The following is a 15,322-nucleotide window of genomic DNA, read 5'->3' as shown; positions in this document are numbered from 1 at the left end:
CATAATGGAAACTACTGAACAAACGACAAATTCAAATCACACACCATCGAAAGAAAGTAATTCATCTTCATTCATGTATCTATTTCTAGTAGGTTTCGCACTAATTACATTATTAGCAGCATGCGGTATGGAAAAGGAAGAGCATATTCATACGGTTGGATCAGAAACATGGGAAACAACCGCTGCAACAGATGAACTACCTACTTTCCTAAGTAATCATACAGAACTTAGTTCAGAGTTATATAGTCACGTTGGAGAACATGCCCATATGATGGGTGATCTTCCTTGCTATTGTGGCTGTATGGACGGTACTGAGACAGATGAGGCACATGATTCACTTCTAAGGTGTTATTGGGCGGAGCATCCTGCCGATGACGGATCGGTGACATGGACTGATCATAGTACAACATGTGGAGTATGTAAGCATGAGATGGAAATGGTCATAGAAATGTCGGACAGCGGTAGTTCATTAGACGAAATTAAGCAAGCGATTAATGTGAAATATAAGCAACCATAACGAAAAGTAAGCACCGCCTCAGCCATATTGGCCAAAGCGGTGCTTTTTCTTATATAACATAGCAAATTCTGTTCGCATAATGAGCGAACAGGAAAGATTATGGATTTTGATTCTTTTTGGCCTTCGCGATTTCTGCTGCAAGATCTAGCGATAGCTGTTCTAATGCCCAATAATCTTCGATATCATAGTATTCATTGAACTTATGCTGATATTGCGCAGCTAAGCGTACCTCGTGGAATGTATATAATTTTTGAATGCCCCAAAGTATGGACGATACGACATTCGAATTATCTTCAAAAGTCGTCTGGGCATCCAAAATTTCCTTACGAATACTAGTCATCTCATTATCTAGCTGAGATGCGGCTTCTGCTGCTTTTTGCAGACGTTGTTGAACTTCTTCAGGCAATGCCTTTTTATATTTATAATTCAAGGAATGCTCAATTGTCGCCCAAAAATTCATGGCTAATGTACGTATTTGAATTTCAGCTAATATAAGAGTATGTCCGAGCGCAGTTTGCACTGGATATTCTATAATCATGTGGTAGCTACGATAACCGCTTTCCTTATAATTAGTAATATAATCTTTTTCATATACTAATTTCAAATCTTTACGTGTACGAATAAGTGATGCTACTCGATAAATGTCATCTACGAACTGACACATAATACGAATCCCTGCTATATCCTCTATTCCAAGATGCAGTCGATCTTCACTGACATTCAATAGCTTTGCTTTATCGAGAATGCTAGAAATTCTTTTCACACGTCCCGTAACGAATTCAATTGGCGTGTAATCCTCTCTAGCCTTTAATTCTGATCTCATCGTTTTCAGTTTTACCTTCAACTCTTCAACCGCTTGCTCATACGGCTGCAAAAATAGGCTCCAATCTCTGCCATCCATTTGGCCGCCTCCTGTTTTATCGATGATCTGCACCAATTGCTTCGGCAATATTACTAAAGCCGTCTCTACGTAGACATTCCTTCAAACCATCTGTTAGCTCGCGCAACACTTCAGGTCCTTTATATATTAATGCAGTATATATTTCTACCAATGAAGCACCAGCTCGAATCTTATCGTATGCATCTTGAGCAGTAAAGATTCCACCTGAACCGACAATTGGAAGATTTCCATTCGTTAATTGATACACTTTGCGAATAACTTCGGTAGAACGATCACGTAACGGTATTCCACTTAATCCACCAGTTTCCCCTTGATTCTGATGCGAAAGTCCATCGCGCGATAATGTTGTATTCGTAGCTATAATACCAGATATTTGACTATTCTGGATCGTTGCAACCGTATGCTCTAGCTGTTCATCTGTCATATCAGGAGCAATCTTCACAAATATCGGCTTGACAGGAGCTTTACGCTTACGTGCTTGAATATCCATCTCTTCACAAACATGAACTAGCAAGTTATGTAATTCATTACCATGCTGCAAGTCCCGTAGTCCTTGCGTATTAGGTGAGCTAATATTGACAACAAAGAAATCCCCATCATCATATAATGTTCGAATACAAGAACAATAATCCTCATACGCTAATTCATTAGCAGTAACTTTATTTTTTCCGATATTTACAGCAATCGGCATTTTATGTTGTTTACGATGTTGCAGTGATTTGGACATTGCCTCGGCACCTTCATTGTTGAAGCCCATACGATTAATAAGTGCTTCATCTGGTGGCAAACGGAACAAACGCGGCTGTTCATTTCCAGTTTGTGCCTTCGGAGTAACCGTCCCTACTTCAGCAAATGAGAATCCAATATTAGAAAAACCATCTGTTGATACACCATTTTTATCTAAACCGGCAGCTAGGCCTACAGGATGTTCAAAAGTTAAGCCCAATACATTCGATTTCAATTGCGGTGAAGGCTTCACACCGTACATTCCATTCATAATTGCCAGCGCGCCAGGCACTTTACTTCCCATTGCAAGTCCATCTATTACAAGATGATGTGCCCTTTCAGGGTCCATCTTAAAGAAAAAAGGTTTTAATACTTTACTATATAACATCTAGTCCACTCCGTTTCAGTATCACCGCTATAACAATAATTGTATCCTTTTTAACACAAAAAAGAAAGTATTCTACACTGGATTGACACAATGACGGCGCTATCATATTGCCAGTCGAACTTAAAAGCATTACAATAGACACACATGTATTCCAATAAAGATATAGAAGGGTTGAATGAATATGAGCGCACCTAAACGCAAACCAGCAACAATGAAAGTAAAACCAAAAGAAGAGGTTAACAAAAAGGCTCTATACTGGACCGTTGGCGTTGCAGTTGTTGTCGTAATCATTATTTCTGTACTGCTTATTGTGTTCTCATAATTAATAATATGCATACATACGAACAGCCCTACCTCGCAAGCGAAGTAGGGCTGTTACTTTACGCTATATTATTAAGCGTTGAAGGGCTCGTCAGCAATGCGAATAGAATCTGTTGGACAACCGTCACAAGCGTCCTGCATATCTTCAAACATATCTTCTGGGATTTCAGTAATCCCTTTGTTAGCGTCACCTTCAAAAATAACTTCTGCTAAACCCTCGTCATCGTAATCATAGATGTCGGGAGCAGTCGCACCACAAGCACCACATGCGATACAAGTGTCTTTATCAACCCAAGTAAACTTAGCCAATGCCATTCCCTCCTAGTTCAATCACAGAAAGCAAAATAAAACTATATATATATATCAAAAAACATTATAACACAAAATTATTTAATATGCTTATTAACTTTTATCGTTATTTTCATAATTTCTTTCGAGTTTTTGAAGAGATGTACCACGATTTTTTTTGTCGCGAATGAGACTGGAAGGATCATCACTTAACATCCCTGCCGTCAGTATAGCACTTTCACCGAATTTATCGCGTAATTTGTCCATCACTTTCGTAAGTGCTTCCTTCTTCGGTTCTTCATTATAACTGAACAGATCCAACTGGATCGCAGATGATTGTAAAGGCTGTAAATTTTGCAACGTCACACCTAATAAGCGCACAGGATCACCATATCGCCAATGCTCCGCGAACAATCGCAAAGCTTGCTTATGAATCTCCTCCATATTATGTGTTGGAGTTCCCATTGTATAAGAGCGAGTAATCGTTGCCATGTCTGGCTTGCGAATCGTTATTTGTACCGTTCCAGCTACAAGTCCTTGATGACGTAACCTTCTAGATGTCTGATCTGATAAGTTAAGTAATACTCGATTAATATCTTCGCTATTCGTCAAATCTGCTGGTAATGTTGTCGTGTGTCCGATCGACTTATTAAGTTCCTGCTCCGCCTTCACTTCATTATGATCTATGCCGTTAGCAGCATCCTTCATCCATGCACCCATCACGCCAAAAGACTTAAGTAGTAAAGACTCCTTCGTTTTGGCAAGCTCACCGATCGTATGAATGTGTAGCTTTTTTAGCTTCTCCGCTGTTTTCTGGCCAATTCCGAATAGTTCAACACAAGGCTTTTCCCATAATATTTGTGGTACATCTCTTCGACGTAACACAGTAATCCCGTTCGGCTTCTTCATATCAGAAGCCATCTTTGCTAATAATTTATTAGGGGCAACTCCTATCGAACAAGGAAGATTCCATTCTTGTTTAATTCGCTCCTGGATCATTTCCGCAATATGAAGTGGCGTACCAAATAACTTCGAGCCAGTAATGTCGAGATAGCATTCGTCAATGGAAACTTGTTCAATAAGTGGTGTATATTGGTTTGCAATCGACATAAACCCCTTTGAATAACGACGGTACAAATCAAAGTCCGGGCTAATTAGAATAAGGTTTGCGTTAATGCGCAGTGCTTCTCGTACATTCATCCCTGTACGAATACCAAGTTTTCTAGCAGCATAGGAACAGGTAACAATAATCCCCCTTCTCTTCTCTACACTTCCAGACACAGCTGTTGCTTTCCCTGCATAGATTTCCGGTTCCTCCGCTTCATGTACGGAGCAATAGAAAGCATTCATATCTAAATGCAAAATTACTCTCCCTTTTGCTGGGTAATATTCATTAACATGCTCCATTAATTTCACCGCCATCATTATAACAAGTATGCAAACCGATCATTATATTATATTATCAGAATAGACAACCATTTCGCTTGAGTCAATATAGATAAAAATTCACTTCGTTATCAATGTTTGCTTTTTGAACTACCCCTTAAAATGGAGATAGTGCTATAATAATTAAATATAGCATTTAAGGAGGCGTCAATCTTAATTATGTCATCTAAAATATTTATTTTCGATACGACGCTGCGCGACGGTACACAAGGTGAAGGTATTAGCCTGTCCGCAGATGATAAACTTAAAATCGCTCAAAAGCTCGACTCTTTAGGAGTTAACTATATTGAAGGCGGGAACCCAGGCAGCAATGGAAAAGACATTGAATTTTTCCAGCGTGTAAAATCGTTGAAATTGAATGCCAAGATGACTGCTTTTGGAAGTACTCGTCGTAAAAATAGTATTGCCGAACACGATGCGAGTTTACTCAGAATTATTGAGTCCGGCGTTCCTGCAGCAACACTAGTCGGTAAAGCATGGGATTTCCATGTACATATTGCCTTACAAACAACGCTTGAAGAAAACTTAGCGATGATCCAAGATTCATTCGCATTTCTGAAGCGTCATAGTATGGAAGCAATGTACGACGCAGAGCATTTCTTCGATGGCTACAAAAACAATCCTGAATATGCAATTGCAGCATTGAAAAGCGCGCAATCAGGCGGTGCCGATTGGCTAGTTCTCTGTGATACGAATGGTGGAACATTGCCGAATGAAATCGCTGAGATTGTTACTCGTGTGAAAACCGAGCTTAATGTGCCGATTGGTATTCACACTCATAATGATTGTGAGCTAGCTGTTGCCAATACACTTGCTGCCGTTGGTGCTGGCGCTACTCAAGTTCAAGGTACGATTAATGGCTACGGTGAGCGTTGTGGCAATGCAAATCTATGCTCTATTATTCCTAATCTACAGTTGAAAATGAACTATGATTGTCTGCCTGACAATAAAATAAGTACGTTAACGAATACCGCTCGTTATATTAGTGAAATTGCCAACGTTCATATGCCTGTTGGTCAAGCTTACGTCGGCAATGCTGCGTTCGCCCATAAAGGCGGCATTCATGTATCTGCTATTATGAAGGATTCAAAAACTTACGAGCATATTCAGCCTGAATTAGTAGGTAACAAGCAACGTGTTCTCGTCTCTGAGCTTGCTGGTCAAAGTAATATCATTGCTAAAGCGTCTGCTCTCGGACTTAATATTAATGCTAATAACGAAAAAACCAAAGAAATTATGGATCATATTAAAGAACTAGAGCATGAAGGATATCAATTTGAAGCTGCTGATGCTTCGCTTGAATTGTTACTTCGCAAAGCGTTCGGTGATTGGGAGCCTGCCTTCCAAGTAGATTCTTTCAAAATCCATAGTGAAAATAAAAACGATGTTATGATTTCTGAAGCTATTGTGAAAATTACTGTTGATGGAAAACAGATCTATACCGTTGCCGAAGGTAATGGACCTGTTAACGCACTTGATACTGCGCTTCGTAAAGCGCTTGTACAGTATTATCCTGATATTGAGCATGTTCATCTGACTGATTATAAAGTTCGTGTTATTGATGAGAAAGATGCAACGGCGGCTAAAGTTCGCGTATTAATTGAATCTACAGGCAAGTTGAATAGTTGGAATACCGTTGGCTTATCCGGCAATGTTATTGATGCTAGCTGGGCTGCGATCGTTGATAGCTTCCACTACGCACTAATCAGTTTGGAAAAAGCTCATATCAATTTACTGCCGAATGCTACGCTAGAGCATGCAGGACTTGCAAATCTATAACATAAAAAGCTTGAATCTCATCAAAGAGATTCAAGCTTTTTTATGGTTTGACTTCCACTAATCCATCTACTTATAGCTCAACCTTGGCAAATGCATCGCACAAATTAGACTTATCCCATAGGATAGGGCAAACAATATAAATGAAAACTCTCGATAAGAACTATTGACGACATTAGTTGCAACAATTGGTGCCAGTGCTGCTCCAAGAAATAAAATAAATGTATATATCGATGTCGACAATCCACGATGTAACTGTCCATAAATTCCAACTAAAGAAATGACAATCGGAACAATACATGCAATAGAGAAGGTAAAGACGATACTAATCAATATATAGATACTCAATTGTTGTTCAAAAGTCAATAGCAGAAGAGCTAGTATAGCTAGTGATAAAGCAAGTCGCAACATCATTACAAGTGACAATGGGATAAATCGTACAAATGGACAAATTAACATACCAATTGCACCATACGCACGAAACCACAGTAATTGAGTACTTGATAATTGATATTGCCACACATTTGCGAAGATCGTATAACAGCCTACAAAGCCAAATAAGACCGTAAACGTAATTACGTATACCAATAACAACCTTCTATTCCGAAAGACTTCTAGGGCAATAACAATACGTTCTAGAGTATTGTCCAGTGTTGCTCGCTTCACTAACTGATTAATTTTAAAATGACGAATCCTCATTTTATCTTTCGATCTACGATCGATGTTCGGTAACCATATGAAAACAATTATTGCTAGCAAGCCATATATGATCCCCATCCAACTATATAGTTGTTTCCAGTAATGATAAGTCGCAAAATAATTAGCTATGAGTTGCCCTATAATTCCACCTAGTAGAAATCCCATACTAATGTACCCAACGACGAGTACTCGCTTCGGTAATGTAAACCGTTCAGCAATATAAGTAAGTGCCACTGGAGAAAAACTTGCTGCTGCAGCACCTTGTAATGCACGTAATAATAGAAAATCCCCGTACGCTTTCACAAAATAGCAACATATCGTAATAATTGACAATGAAATTAAACCGATAACAATAACTGGCTTACGACCGAAGTAGTTAGAGATTGGTCCGTATATAAGACAACCTACAGCAAAACAAATAGAAAATACAGAACTACTCCATGCCGCTTCAACATTATTAATATTCCAAGCTAATTTCAATTCATCAATAATTGGAACCGTGAAATAAACTGCTGATAAAACAAATAAAGCTGAAAAAAACAGAACCAGTATAATGACAATATCGTGTTCACTTCGGATCTTAATCATGGGCTGGCCAATCTTAGTTCCCATAATATCCACCTTCTTATTACGCAATTATGCATTAGCCTATTCACCATCGTCTATAAATGTCACCCTTTGTTTCATCCATAAAAAAAGAGTTGTCTCAGATATCATTTGTAAATGACAATGAGACAACCCTTTTAGATTACATATATTGCTCAATAATTCTTTCCCATTCTGTTAGCGTAATGACCCCGTTAATACGTTCACGAATAACACCATCTTGGTCAATTAAGAAGCTTGTTGGAAATGTTCCCACTTTATATAAATTTGTAATATCGCCTTCGCGATCAAATAAAATATCAAACGTAAACTTATAATCTTCTACGAATTGTCTCGCTTGTCGCTCACGATCATTATGAGTAGCATTTACACCATATAGAACAAGAGAATCACTATACTTCTCATGAATTTTTTGTAAATCCGGTGCTTCAAGCTCACAAGGACCACACCACGATGCCCAAAAATTAACTAATTGCAGCTTGGGTTGCGCAGAGCCAAAACTAATGATTTGATCATTCAGATCAGGCAGTTTTTGAGTCGGTGATAATTGTCCTGCTTTAGGCTTGAAATCCTGTAGAGATACGCCGCCATTAGAGACCATCGCTTCCGACTGACGTCCATCTATGTAATTATAAATCCCCAAACTCGCAAGCAACAACGCCACAACAATAATGGAATATATTTTTTTCATGTCGTCCCTTTCCTCTAGACAGTACTCTATCCTTATCCTATCATGAGTTGCAACCGGCAACAAGATAACGATATAGCAGAATGATGAACATAACTCTATTGTTAACAGGCCAAGTGATCGTTATACTAATGTTCAATAATAAAACTAGAGGTGAATATATTGCAGTATCTTACAATGCCTTCAACATGCTATAAGCAAATAATTAGTTATGGTCTTGCCCAGCTCCCGTATGAAGCATGTGGCATATTAGCTAGCAGTAATGGCAATCATATCGATACATTCATTCCGATCATTAACGATCATCCTAACCCGGTACACTACTTTTCGTTTCAGCCTCAAGCTTGGATTAATACTTTATATGAGCTTCAGCGTGCCAAGTTGCAATTGATCGGATATTTTCACACCCATCCGACTGAAGAGGCCATTCCTTCTTCCTCCGATCTACTAGGTTTCGATGACCAAAGTGGACATTTAATGTGTATCGTTAGTTATAAACAAAAAGATAGCCCCCATTTGCGCATATATCAGCATCTGCCGACCACTGGAATGAAGGACTATCCATTAATGTTGACTTAAATAGGCGTACATGTCGCCTAGTGTCACAATGTTTTTTTTAAGAACTATTTTTTCTACATATTTATTCCACAGCTTTGCCGTTTGAATGGAATCTGCTAGTGCATGATGGCGATTGGCGATTGGAATGTCATTGCGAAGTAATAATGTATCGAGATCATATTGACCAAGTCCAGGCTCAAGCCATTTTGCTAGCATTATCGTATCAATGACTCTATGCTTCAATTTTGTCTTAGAAGTTCGCCATAATGCTTGATTCAAAAATTGCTTATCATGCCCTGATGCATGTGCAACAAGTATTCTTTTCCCAATAAAGGACATGAAATTACTTAATACTTGGATAAGCTCGGGAGCAGCTTGCGCCATTTCATTGCTAATACCTGTTAATTGCGTAATGGCAGGAGGAATAGAACGTTCCGGATTAACTAATGAATAGAAGCTTTCTTCTTCCATAACTACACCTCCACGAACAATAACTGCTCCGAACGAAATAATTTCATCACCGTTAGTTGGACTGAATCCCGTTGTTTCCAAATCAAACACCACAATTTCTAAGCTTTCTAATGTCGTTTCAAGTGCCGATATACCGCGTTGTTCGCGATTCATATTTCGAATTTGCGCCATATGTTGGGCATTTTGAGCTCCAAACATGGAAGCGATAGCTGGCGTAAAGCCACCTGTTCGATACAGACTCCACATTCTGCCAACGCCATTGGGCTCTTTCATCGTTTACACCGTCCTACTTTATCCGATCCAATCCCCTTGACACATATTTTTGAATGTCTTTGCCAATCTTCAAGTTTTTCTTAAGATCTCGAATTTCATCTGGATCTAACCTCTTTGGATTGAGCTTGCTATTGCCTTCATAATACCCTGCCTCCAAACGATGTCCTGCTCTCAACCGCAAGCTTTGCATCTGTAAAAAAGCCGCTCTATATTGATCATATTCATGTACCGAGATGACTTCTTTGTCAACCAAATGATCCATTCGATTTAGCGTAGATGTACTGGAAATATTGTTACGCAGCGCTAACCAACGAATGGAATTGACAATAGGTAAATAGGCGCCATACTTGATGTCTATACTGCCGACATGAGCACCATAGCGATCTGTAATCAATTGACCAAAAATCCCCACTAACATTTGATGCTGTACTGTATTTTCAATCATTCGTTCCATTATAGTAACATGACGAACTAAACCTAATCGGTAATAGTCACGAATAGTATTAAAAAGCAAATCGTTACCGGAAATACATCTCCCATCGGCAAATATAAGTAAATAGCGAATCGATTCCCAACTGGCATCTGTAAACCAATTTTCTAGCTTGTTTTTCCACTCCGATACGGATTGACACCACATCAATTCATTACTTTGCACTTTTCCATCACACGGCGGATAGCCTAATTGCATCAGCATATCTACCACTCGATGCGCGAAATTGATAAAATAACTCCTCACTTCCTCGCTATACAACGTATCCTCATAAATTAGAGCACTGTCTTGATCACTTGCTAATGTTTGCTCACCTCTACCACCACTACCGAGTAGTACATATGAATATGAGGTAGGAGGGGGCCCCAAGCCCTCTCCTACCATTGTTAATTCTGCTAATGCCACTGTTTTTCTAATCAAAGTATCATGTACATCATTGATTTCAACATTCCATCGTTCAATGTCGTATGCTCCATGCGTTTGTTCTATATGCCGTGTTGATTGTTGAAATCGATCTCTCAAGCCGCGTAGCTGGGTTATATTTTTCGCACTTGAAATTTCTTCTTTCAGCTTAGCTAATTTAGCAGGAACCAACATTATCGACTCCTTATCCAATCATAGTTATCCTATATTGTATTATGCTTTTTCAATTTTCGTTAATTGCTCAGGATATCCATATGCACCATGTTCAGATAAATCAAGACCAACAATCTCTTGCTCTTCTGTAACACGGAAGCCCATTACTTTTTTCATAACACCAAGTACGATGAATGAAGCAAGTGCTACGAATAAACCAGCGAACACAACTGATTCGATTTGTACCCACAGTTGCTTGAAACTACCTGTATCAATCAAACCACCTTGACCAACACCAACTTTTTCAGCTAGTTCTTGAGTAGCGAAGATACCATTAGCAAGCGTACCCCAGATACCAGCCATACCGTGAACTGATAATGCATAGATCGGATCATCGATTTTAAGTTTTTCAAACATCTTCACACTATAGAATACAAGTACACCCGCGATAAGACCGATAACACTAGCCGCCCAAGGGTCTACGAACGCACACGACGCTGTAATGGCTACCAAGCCTCCCAGTATACCGTTAAGCATTGATGTAATGTCCGCTTTGCCACTTACTGCCCAAGAGATGAACAGTGCTGCCACACCACCAGCACCAGCAGCTATCATCGTAGTGAAGCCCACGTATGCGAAAAACCCATCGCCTATCGCTACAGTTGAACCTGCATTGAAACCGAACCAACCTACCCATAATAGAAGAACTGATAGCGCTGTAAATACTTGATTATGCCCTAGTATTTCATTTGGAGAACCGTCCTTATTGAATTTACCGATACGTGGTTTAAGTAAAATCGTTGCAACTAAAGCCGCTACTGCACCAGATAAATGAACTACTGTCGAACCTGCAAAATCTTGTGCACCATGTTGAGCTAACCAGCCGCCGCCCCAGATCCAGTGAGCAACAATCGGATATATAAAGGATACATAAAATAATGTAAAGATTACATATGAGCCTAATTTAGCTCTTTCTGCAAAACCACCCCAAGCAATCGAAAGCGAAATTGCAGCGAACGCTAATTGGAATAAGAAGAATACTGCCGTTGGAAAACTTTCCCTTTCTAAAACTGTTGTTGCTGGCGAGAAGAAAAATTCACCCCAACCCATAAATCCATTCACACCACTTGAACCAAAAGCTACACCATAACCAACTGCCCAATACACAATTGCTGCCAAAGCTACTGTGAACATTGTTTTACCTGCAACATGCCCAGCATTTTTCATTCGAGTGGAACCAGCTTCAAGTAGAATAAATCCACCTTGCATTAACAGTACTAGAATAAAGGCCAGCATGATCCAAAGTGAATCTAATCCCATAGTAAGGTTACTGATGTCTGCTTCTGAAGCATATGCTGCAAGCGGGAAGACCATCGATATTAATCCTAAAGCCAGTAATGTTTTTTTAATCATAACAATCACTCCTTCAATCTGATGTAATGTTATCTAACATGTTTCGTAAGAATTAATGTTATTGTATGCTTATTGGAGTGATCAGAGAATATATTATATGTACTGATGTTTGCACTTTAATACACCTTTACAATTTAATGTCATTAAACCCTTCATTACCTTACATTTTCCAATATAATTTTTCTGATTTCTAAGGAAATCCTATTGCACTTTATAGCTATTGGGAACATAATCGGAAGAGTTTCTTTCGTGGACTTAAATGTAATAGATAGTTAAATTTAAGATGAATATGAAGAGACGTTTGACGAGAACCACCCTTTACTATTAAAATTGGTAGAGAGGCTACGAATAAGGACGGTGATTTTTTTTGAAAGAAGCAATATTATATCGAATTGGTGAGCTTTCGAAACTTGCAAATATAAGCTCTCGAACGATTGATTACTATACATCTATCGGACTCATTCTACCTACTATGCGCACAGATAATAAATATCGATTGTATAATGTTGAAACCTTACAGCGATTAGAACGTATTGAATCATTGAAAAAAGATAAACATACGTTAGATGAGATAAAAGAGATTTTGGCGCAATGGGAAAGCATTACTTCCCAAAAAGACTTAAGTCTAAAGCTTTCAGAACTGGAACAACAACTCTCCGTGCTTCAACGTGAAGTTAAGCAATTAGAGCCCGTTCTAGACCAACTTAAGCCACTACAAGCAAAACATCTTTATACTCGATTGCTGCCGCAAACGGCAGCTTGTATAGAAGCGTTAATGCTATTAATGAACAAAAGCTCACTTATGTAACGTATTCATCTTGAACTTGGAGGAATTTATTATGATGATATTTCTTGTTATTCTAGCCTTTGGATTAACCATCTGGGCCCAATTCAAAGTAAAGGGTACATTCAAAAAATGGTCAACAGTTCCAACCTCTAGCGGTTTGACTGGTTACCAGGCTGCGCGTCGTATGCTAGATAGCAATGGATTGCATGACATTCCAATTGAGCCTGTCGCTGGAGCGTTAACAGACCACTACGATCCAATCAATCGGGTCGTAAGACTATCTGAGCCTGTCTATTACGAAACATCAATTAGTGCCATTGCAGTTGCTTGTCACGAGATTGGGCATGCCATTCAACATAAAGAATCGTATCCTTTTCTAGTTGCACGTCACAGAATCTTTCCAATCGTTAATTTCGCGTCCGGTGTAGCGCCATTTCTATTGATCGCTGGATTCCTATTCAATATGTTAGGCCTTGCTCAGCTTGGTGTTATTTTCTTCGCTTGTACTGTTTTGTTCCAACTTATTACATTACCTGTTGAGTTCAATGCAAGTAACAGAGCACGTGATGTTATGATATCAGAGGGATTCATTCGCAGCGATGAAGAAAAAGGAGTAGCTAAAGTATTGAACTCTGCCGCTCTTACATATGTTGCAGCAGCGCTACTTTCACTACTAGAGCTAATCCGTTACGTTATGATCGTTACGCAAAACCGCGAATAATATCGCACCATTATAAACGAAAATCAAAGAGCAGCTATTGCCTAGGGCAATAACTGCTCTTTGATTTTCGTTACGTATTATCGATTATTATTAGAGCTTTCGTGCGAAGTAGGTCATAAGAAAATTATAAAATACTTTTGCTACAAGTGGCAGCTTTTCATTAGTCCGATGTATAATCCCAACATTTCGAGTAACGATTGGATCTATTACTTTAACGATCGCAATCGGAATTGGGGCAACAAATTCAACCGCCATTTTAGGCAATAAACTTACCCCCATTCCGGCAGCAACAAGTCCACGAATAGTATCTGTTTCTTCGCCTTCAAACGCAATATTCGGTGTAAATCCAGCAGTTTCACAGGCATTCATGACGATAGGTCGTAAAGAATACCCTTCACCAAACACAATAAACTGATCATCCTTTAGCTCACCTAGACGGATTTCTTCCCGGTCAGCCAAACGATGATTACTCGGCAAGATCGCAAAAAGTTCTTCAGTAATCAATACTTTGCCCGTTACCTGATCTTGTTCATTAGGTACTGGAGAGATAAACGCCAGATCAATATCACCTTTAACTAGATCACGAATTAATGTAGGATACATTCCTTGTCGGAATCTAAACTTTACATCAGGATGGTGTTGTCTAAAGGCAGCTACTACTTGTGGCACCAAAGAAATACCTAAGCTGTGAGGAAACGCTAGCCGAATCTCACCTTTTTCTGGATCAAGAAACTCATGAACCTCCTGCACGGCACGGTCTAGTTCACGTAAGATTTCATCTGCACGCTTTAGAAACAATTGACCTACAGGTGTTAATTGTAGATTACGTCCTTTTTGCACAAAGAGCTTTACGCCAAGCTCTTCTTCTAGCTGATGAATTTGCCTACTCACCGCCGATTGCGCAACATGTAGCTCTTCAGCAGCCTGCGTTACATGTTCCTTTTGTGCCACCTTTACAAAGTAATAAAGCTGTCGCAATTCCATAAGTTACAATCTCTCCTACTCCACTTTTATCCTATTCTCTTTTTTACATGTATTCGATCAAACAATCGGTATAACACAAAACCCGTTATTAAGCCTCCAACATGCCCCCAGAAGTCTACACTAGGATATACAAGCGAAAAGACAATACCAGTACCTACAATCCAATAGATGGTCCTAATCGATGCAAGATCAAGCCATTTCTTGCGGAATACAACTAGAAACAGATACGCTCCTAAGACACCATAGATTGCCCCAGATGCTCCAACAGCTATATGTATACCATCTATGCCCACATCACCCACAAGATTATTAACACTCGCTGAAATAAAGTTGCCACCAATACCACACAGAAGATAGAAGATGAGGTAACGTCCACTTTTCATAATACGTTCAAGCGGTGGAGCCATTATGATTAACATTATCATATTTTGGATGAGATGCATTCCATTTGCATGCATGAAAATAGAAGTGACATATCTCCACGGCTCGTCCAAGCCAAATGGATTGTCTATAGGGTGCGCATAAAAAACTCCATATCCAAACATGTTAGTTAGGTCACCCATAATGAATATAAACAGAAAGTACACTGTACAAAGGGCAACAATCGTCGAAGTTACTGGAAAACTTTTCAGATATCCACGAAAACTTTCATACCTCAAAAATATCATAGAAACAAACACTTCCTTTAACGTA

General features: G+C 39.2%; 17 protein-coding genes. 6 read left to right on the top strand and 11 right to left on the bottom strand.

The window, feature by feature from the left end; all coding sequences use genetic code 11:
• Positions 1–4 precede the first annotated feature (4 nt).
• A complete protein-coding gene (locus AC1TO5_RS13090; protein WP_482063266.1) occupies positions 5–517 on the top strand; it encodes a PCYCGC motif-containing (lipo)protein in 513 nt (170 codons plus the stop codon).
• A gap of 97 nt (positions 518–614) precedes the next feature.
• Here AC1TO5_RS13090 and yjbM read toward each other — a convergent pair whose 3' ends face one another.
• A complete protein-coding gene (yjbM, locus tag AC1TO5_RS13085) occupies positions 615–1,418 on the bottom strand; it encodes a GTP diphosphokinase (RefSeq protein ID WP_482063265.1) in 804 nt (267 codons plus the stop codon).
• 16 nt (positions 1,419–1,434) lie between these two features.
• Positions 1,435–2,532 carry a quinone-dependent dihydroorotate dehydrogenase gene (locus AC1TO5_RS13080; RefSeq protein ID WP_482063264.1) on the bottom strand — a complete coding sequence of 366 codons (1,098 nt, stop codon included), beginning with the start codon at positions 2,530–2,532 and terminating at the stop codon, positions 1,435–1,437.
• A gap of 181 nt (positions 2,533–2,713) precedes the next feature.
• On the opposite strand from AC1TO5_RS13080, the gene AC1TO5_RS13075 reads away from it, so the two are divergent.
• Positions 2,714–2,854, top strand: coding sequence for a hypothetical protein (locus AC1TO5_RS13075; RefSeq protein WP_482063263.1), 141 nt, complete (start codon positions 2,714–2,716; stop codon positions 2,852–2,854).
• A gap of 71 nt (positions 2,855–2,925) precedes the next feature.
• Here the strand turns inward: AC1TO5_RS13075 and AC1TO5_RS13070 are convergent, their stop codons facing one another.
• Positions 2,926–3,162: a ferredoxin gene (locus AC1TO5_RS13070; RefSeq protein ID WP_482063262.1), complete on the bottom strand. Its 237-nt coding sequence runs from the start codon at positions 3,160–3,162 to the stop codon at positions 2,926–2,928.
• Positions 3,163–3,255: 93 nt separating this feature from the next.
• Complete coding sequence (locus tag AC1TO5_RS13065; protein WP_482063261.1) at positions 3,256–4,548, bottom strand: DNA polymerase IV; 1,293 nt, start codon at positions 4,546–4,548, stop codon at positions 3,256–3,258.
• 198 nt (positions 4,549–4,746) lie between these two features.
• Here AC1TO5_RS13065 and cimA point away from each other — a divergent pair, with 198 nt between their 5' ends.
• Complete coding sequence (gene cimA / locus AC1TO5_RS13060) at positions 4,747–6,366, top strand: citramalate synthase (protein WP_482063260.1); 1,620 nt, start codon at positions 4,747–4,749, stop codon at positions 6,364–6,366.
• Between the two features lie 66 nt (positions 6,367–6,432).
• Here the strand turns inward: cimA and AC1TO5_RS13055 are convergent, their stop codons facing one another.
• Together AC1TO5_RS13055 and AC1TO5_RS13050 are read right to left on the bottom strand one after the other, a co-directional pair.
• Entirely contained in the window at positions 6,433–7,674 is a 1,242-nt protein-coding gene (locus AC1TO5_RS13055; protein ID WP_482063259.1) for an MFS transporter, read from the bottom strand.
• Positions 7,675–7,810: 136 nt separating this feature from the next.
• Positions 7,811–8,359, bottom strand: a complete 549-nt coding sequence (locus AC1TO5_RS13050) for a TlpA family protein disulfide reductase (RefSeq protein WP_482063258.1) — start codon at positions 8,357–8,359, stop codon at positions 7,811–7,813.
• 159 nt (positions 8,360–8,518) lie between these two features.
• Between AC1TO5_RS13050 and AC1TO5_RS13045 the strand changes: the two genes are divergently transcribed.
• Positions 8,519–8,935 (top strand): M67 family metallopeptidase, encoded by a 417-nt coding sequence (locus tag AC1TO5_RS13045; RefSeq protein WP_482063257.1) that lies wholly within the window; start codon positions 8,519–8,521, stop codon positions 8,933–8,935.
• Here the strand turns inward: AC1TO5_RS13045 and AC1TO5_RS13040 are convergent.
• The 3 genes from AC1TO5_RS13040 to AC1TO5_RS13030 are packed head-to-tail and all read right to left on the bottom strand — an operon-like array spanning position 8,921 to position 12,137.
• Positions 8,921–9,658 (bottom strand): exonuclease domain-containing protein, encoded by a 738-nt coding sequence (locus tag AC1TO5_RS13040; protein WP_482063256.1) that lies wholly within the window; start codon positions 9,656–9,658, stop codon positions 8,921–8,923. The two genes, AC1TO5_RS13045 and AC1TO5_RS13040, sit on opposite strands and share 15 nt — an antisense overlap.
• A gap of 13 nt (positions 9,659–9,671) precedes the next feature.
• On the bottom strand, positions 9,672–10,745 hold the full coding sequence (locus AC1TO5_RS13035; RefSeq protein WP_482063255.1) for a DUF294 nucleotidyltransferase-like domain-containing protein: 1,074 nt from the start codon (positions 10,743–10,745) through the stop codon (positions 9,672–9,674).
• A gap of 39 nt (positions 10,746–10,784) precedes the next feature.
• The gene (locus AC1TO5_RS13030; protein ID WP_482063254.1) at positions 10,785–12,137 is read right to left on the bottom strand and encodes an ammonium transporter; all 1,353 of its coding nucleotides are present in this window, start codon (positions 12,135–12,137) and stop codon (positions 10,785–10,787) included.
• Positions 12,138–12,504: 367 nt separating this feature from the next.
• On the opposite strand from AC1TO5_RS13030, the gene AC1TO5_RS13025 reads away from it, so the two are divergent.
• Positions 12,505–12,945, top strand: coding sequence for a MerR family transcriptional regulator (locus AC1TO5_RS13025; RefSeq protein ID WP_482063253.1), 441 nt, complete (start codon positions 12,505–12,507; stop codon positions 12,943–12,945).
• Positions 12,946–12,976: 31 nt separating this feature from the next.
• Positions 12,977–13,645, top strand: a complete 669-nt coding sequence (locus tag AC1TO5_RS13020) for a zinc metallopeptidase (protein ID WP_482063252.1) — start codon at positions 12,977–12,979, stop codon at positions 13,643–13,645.
• Positions 13,646–13,735: 90 nt separating this feature from the next.
• On the opposite strand, the gene gltC is transcribed toward AC1TO5_RS13020, so the two are convergent.
• A complete protein-coding gene (gene gltC / locus AC1TO5_RS13015; RefSeq protein ID WP_482063251.1) occupies positions 13,736–14,629 on the bottom strand; it encodes a glutamate biosynthesis transcriptional regulator GltC in 894 nt (297 codons plus the stop codon).
• Positions 14,630–14,655: 26 nt separating this feature from the next.
• A complete protein-coding gene (locus AC1TO5_RS13010; RefSeq protein ID WP_482063250.1) occupies positions 14,656–15,174 on the bottom strand; it encodes a rhomboid family intramembrane serine protease in 519 nt (172 codons plus the stop codon).
• Between the last annotated feature and the right edge of the window lie 148 nt (positions 15,175–15,322).

It is taken from the genome of Paenibacillus sp. Y930, assembly GCF_056786375.1.
The sequence above is the reverse complement of the archived record's forward strand: the minus strand, read 5'-3'. Positions and strand labels throughout refer to the sequence as shown.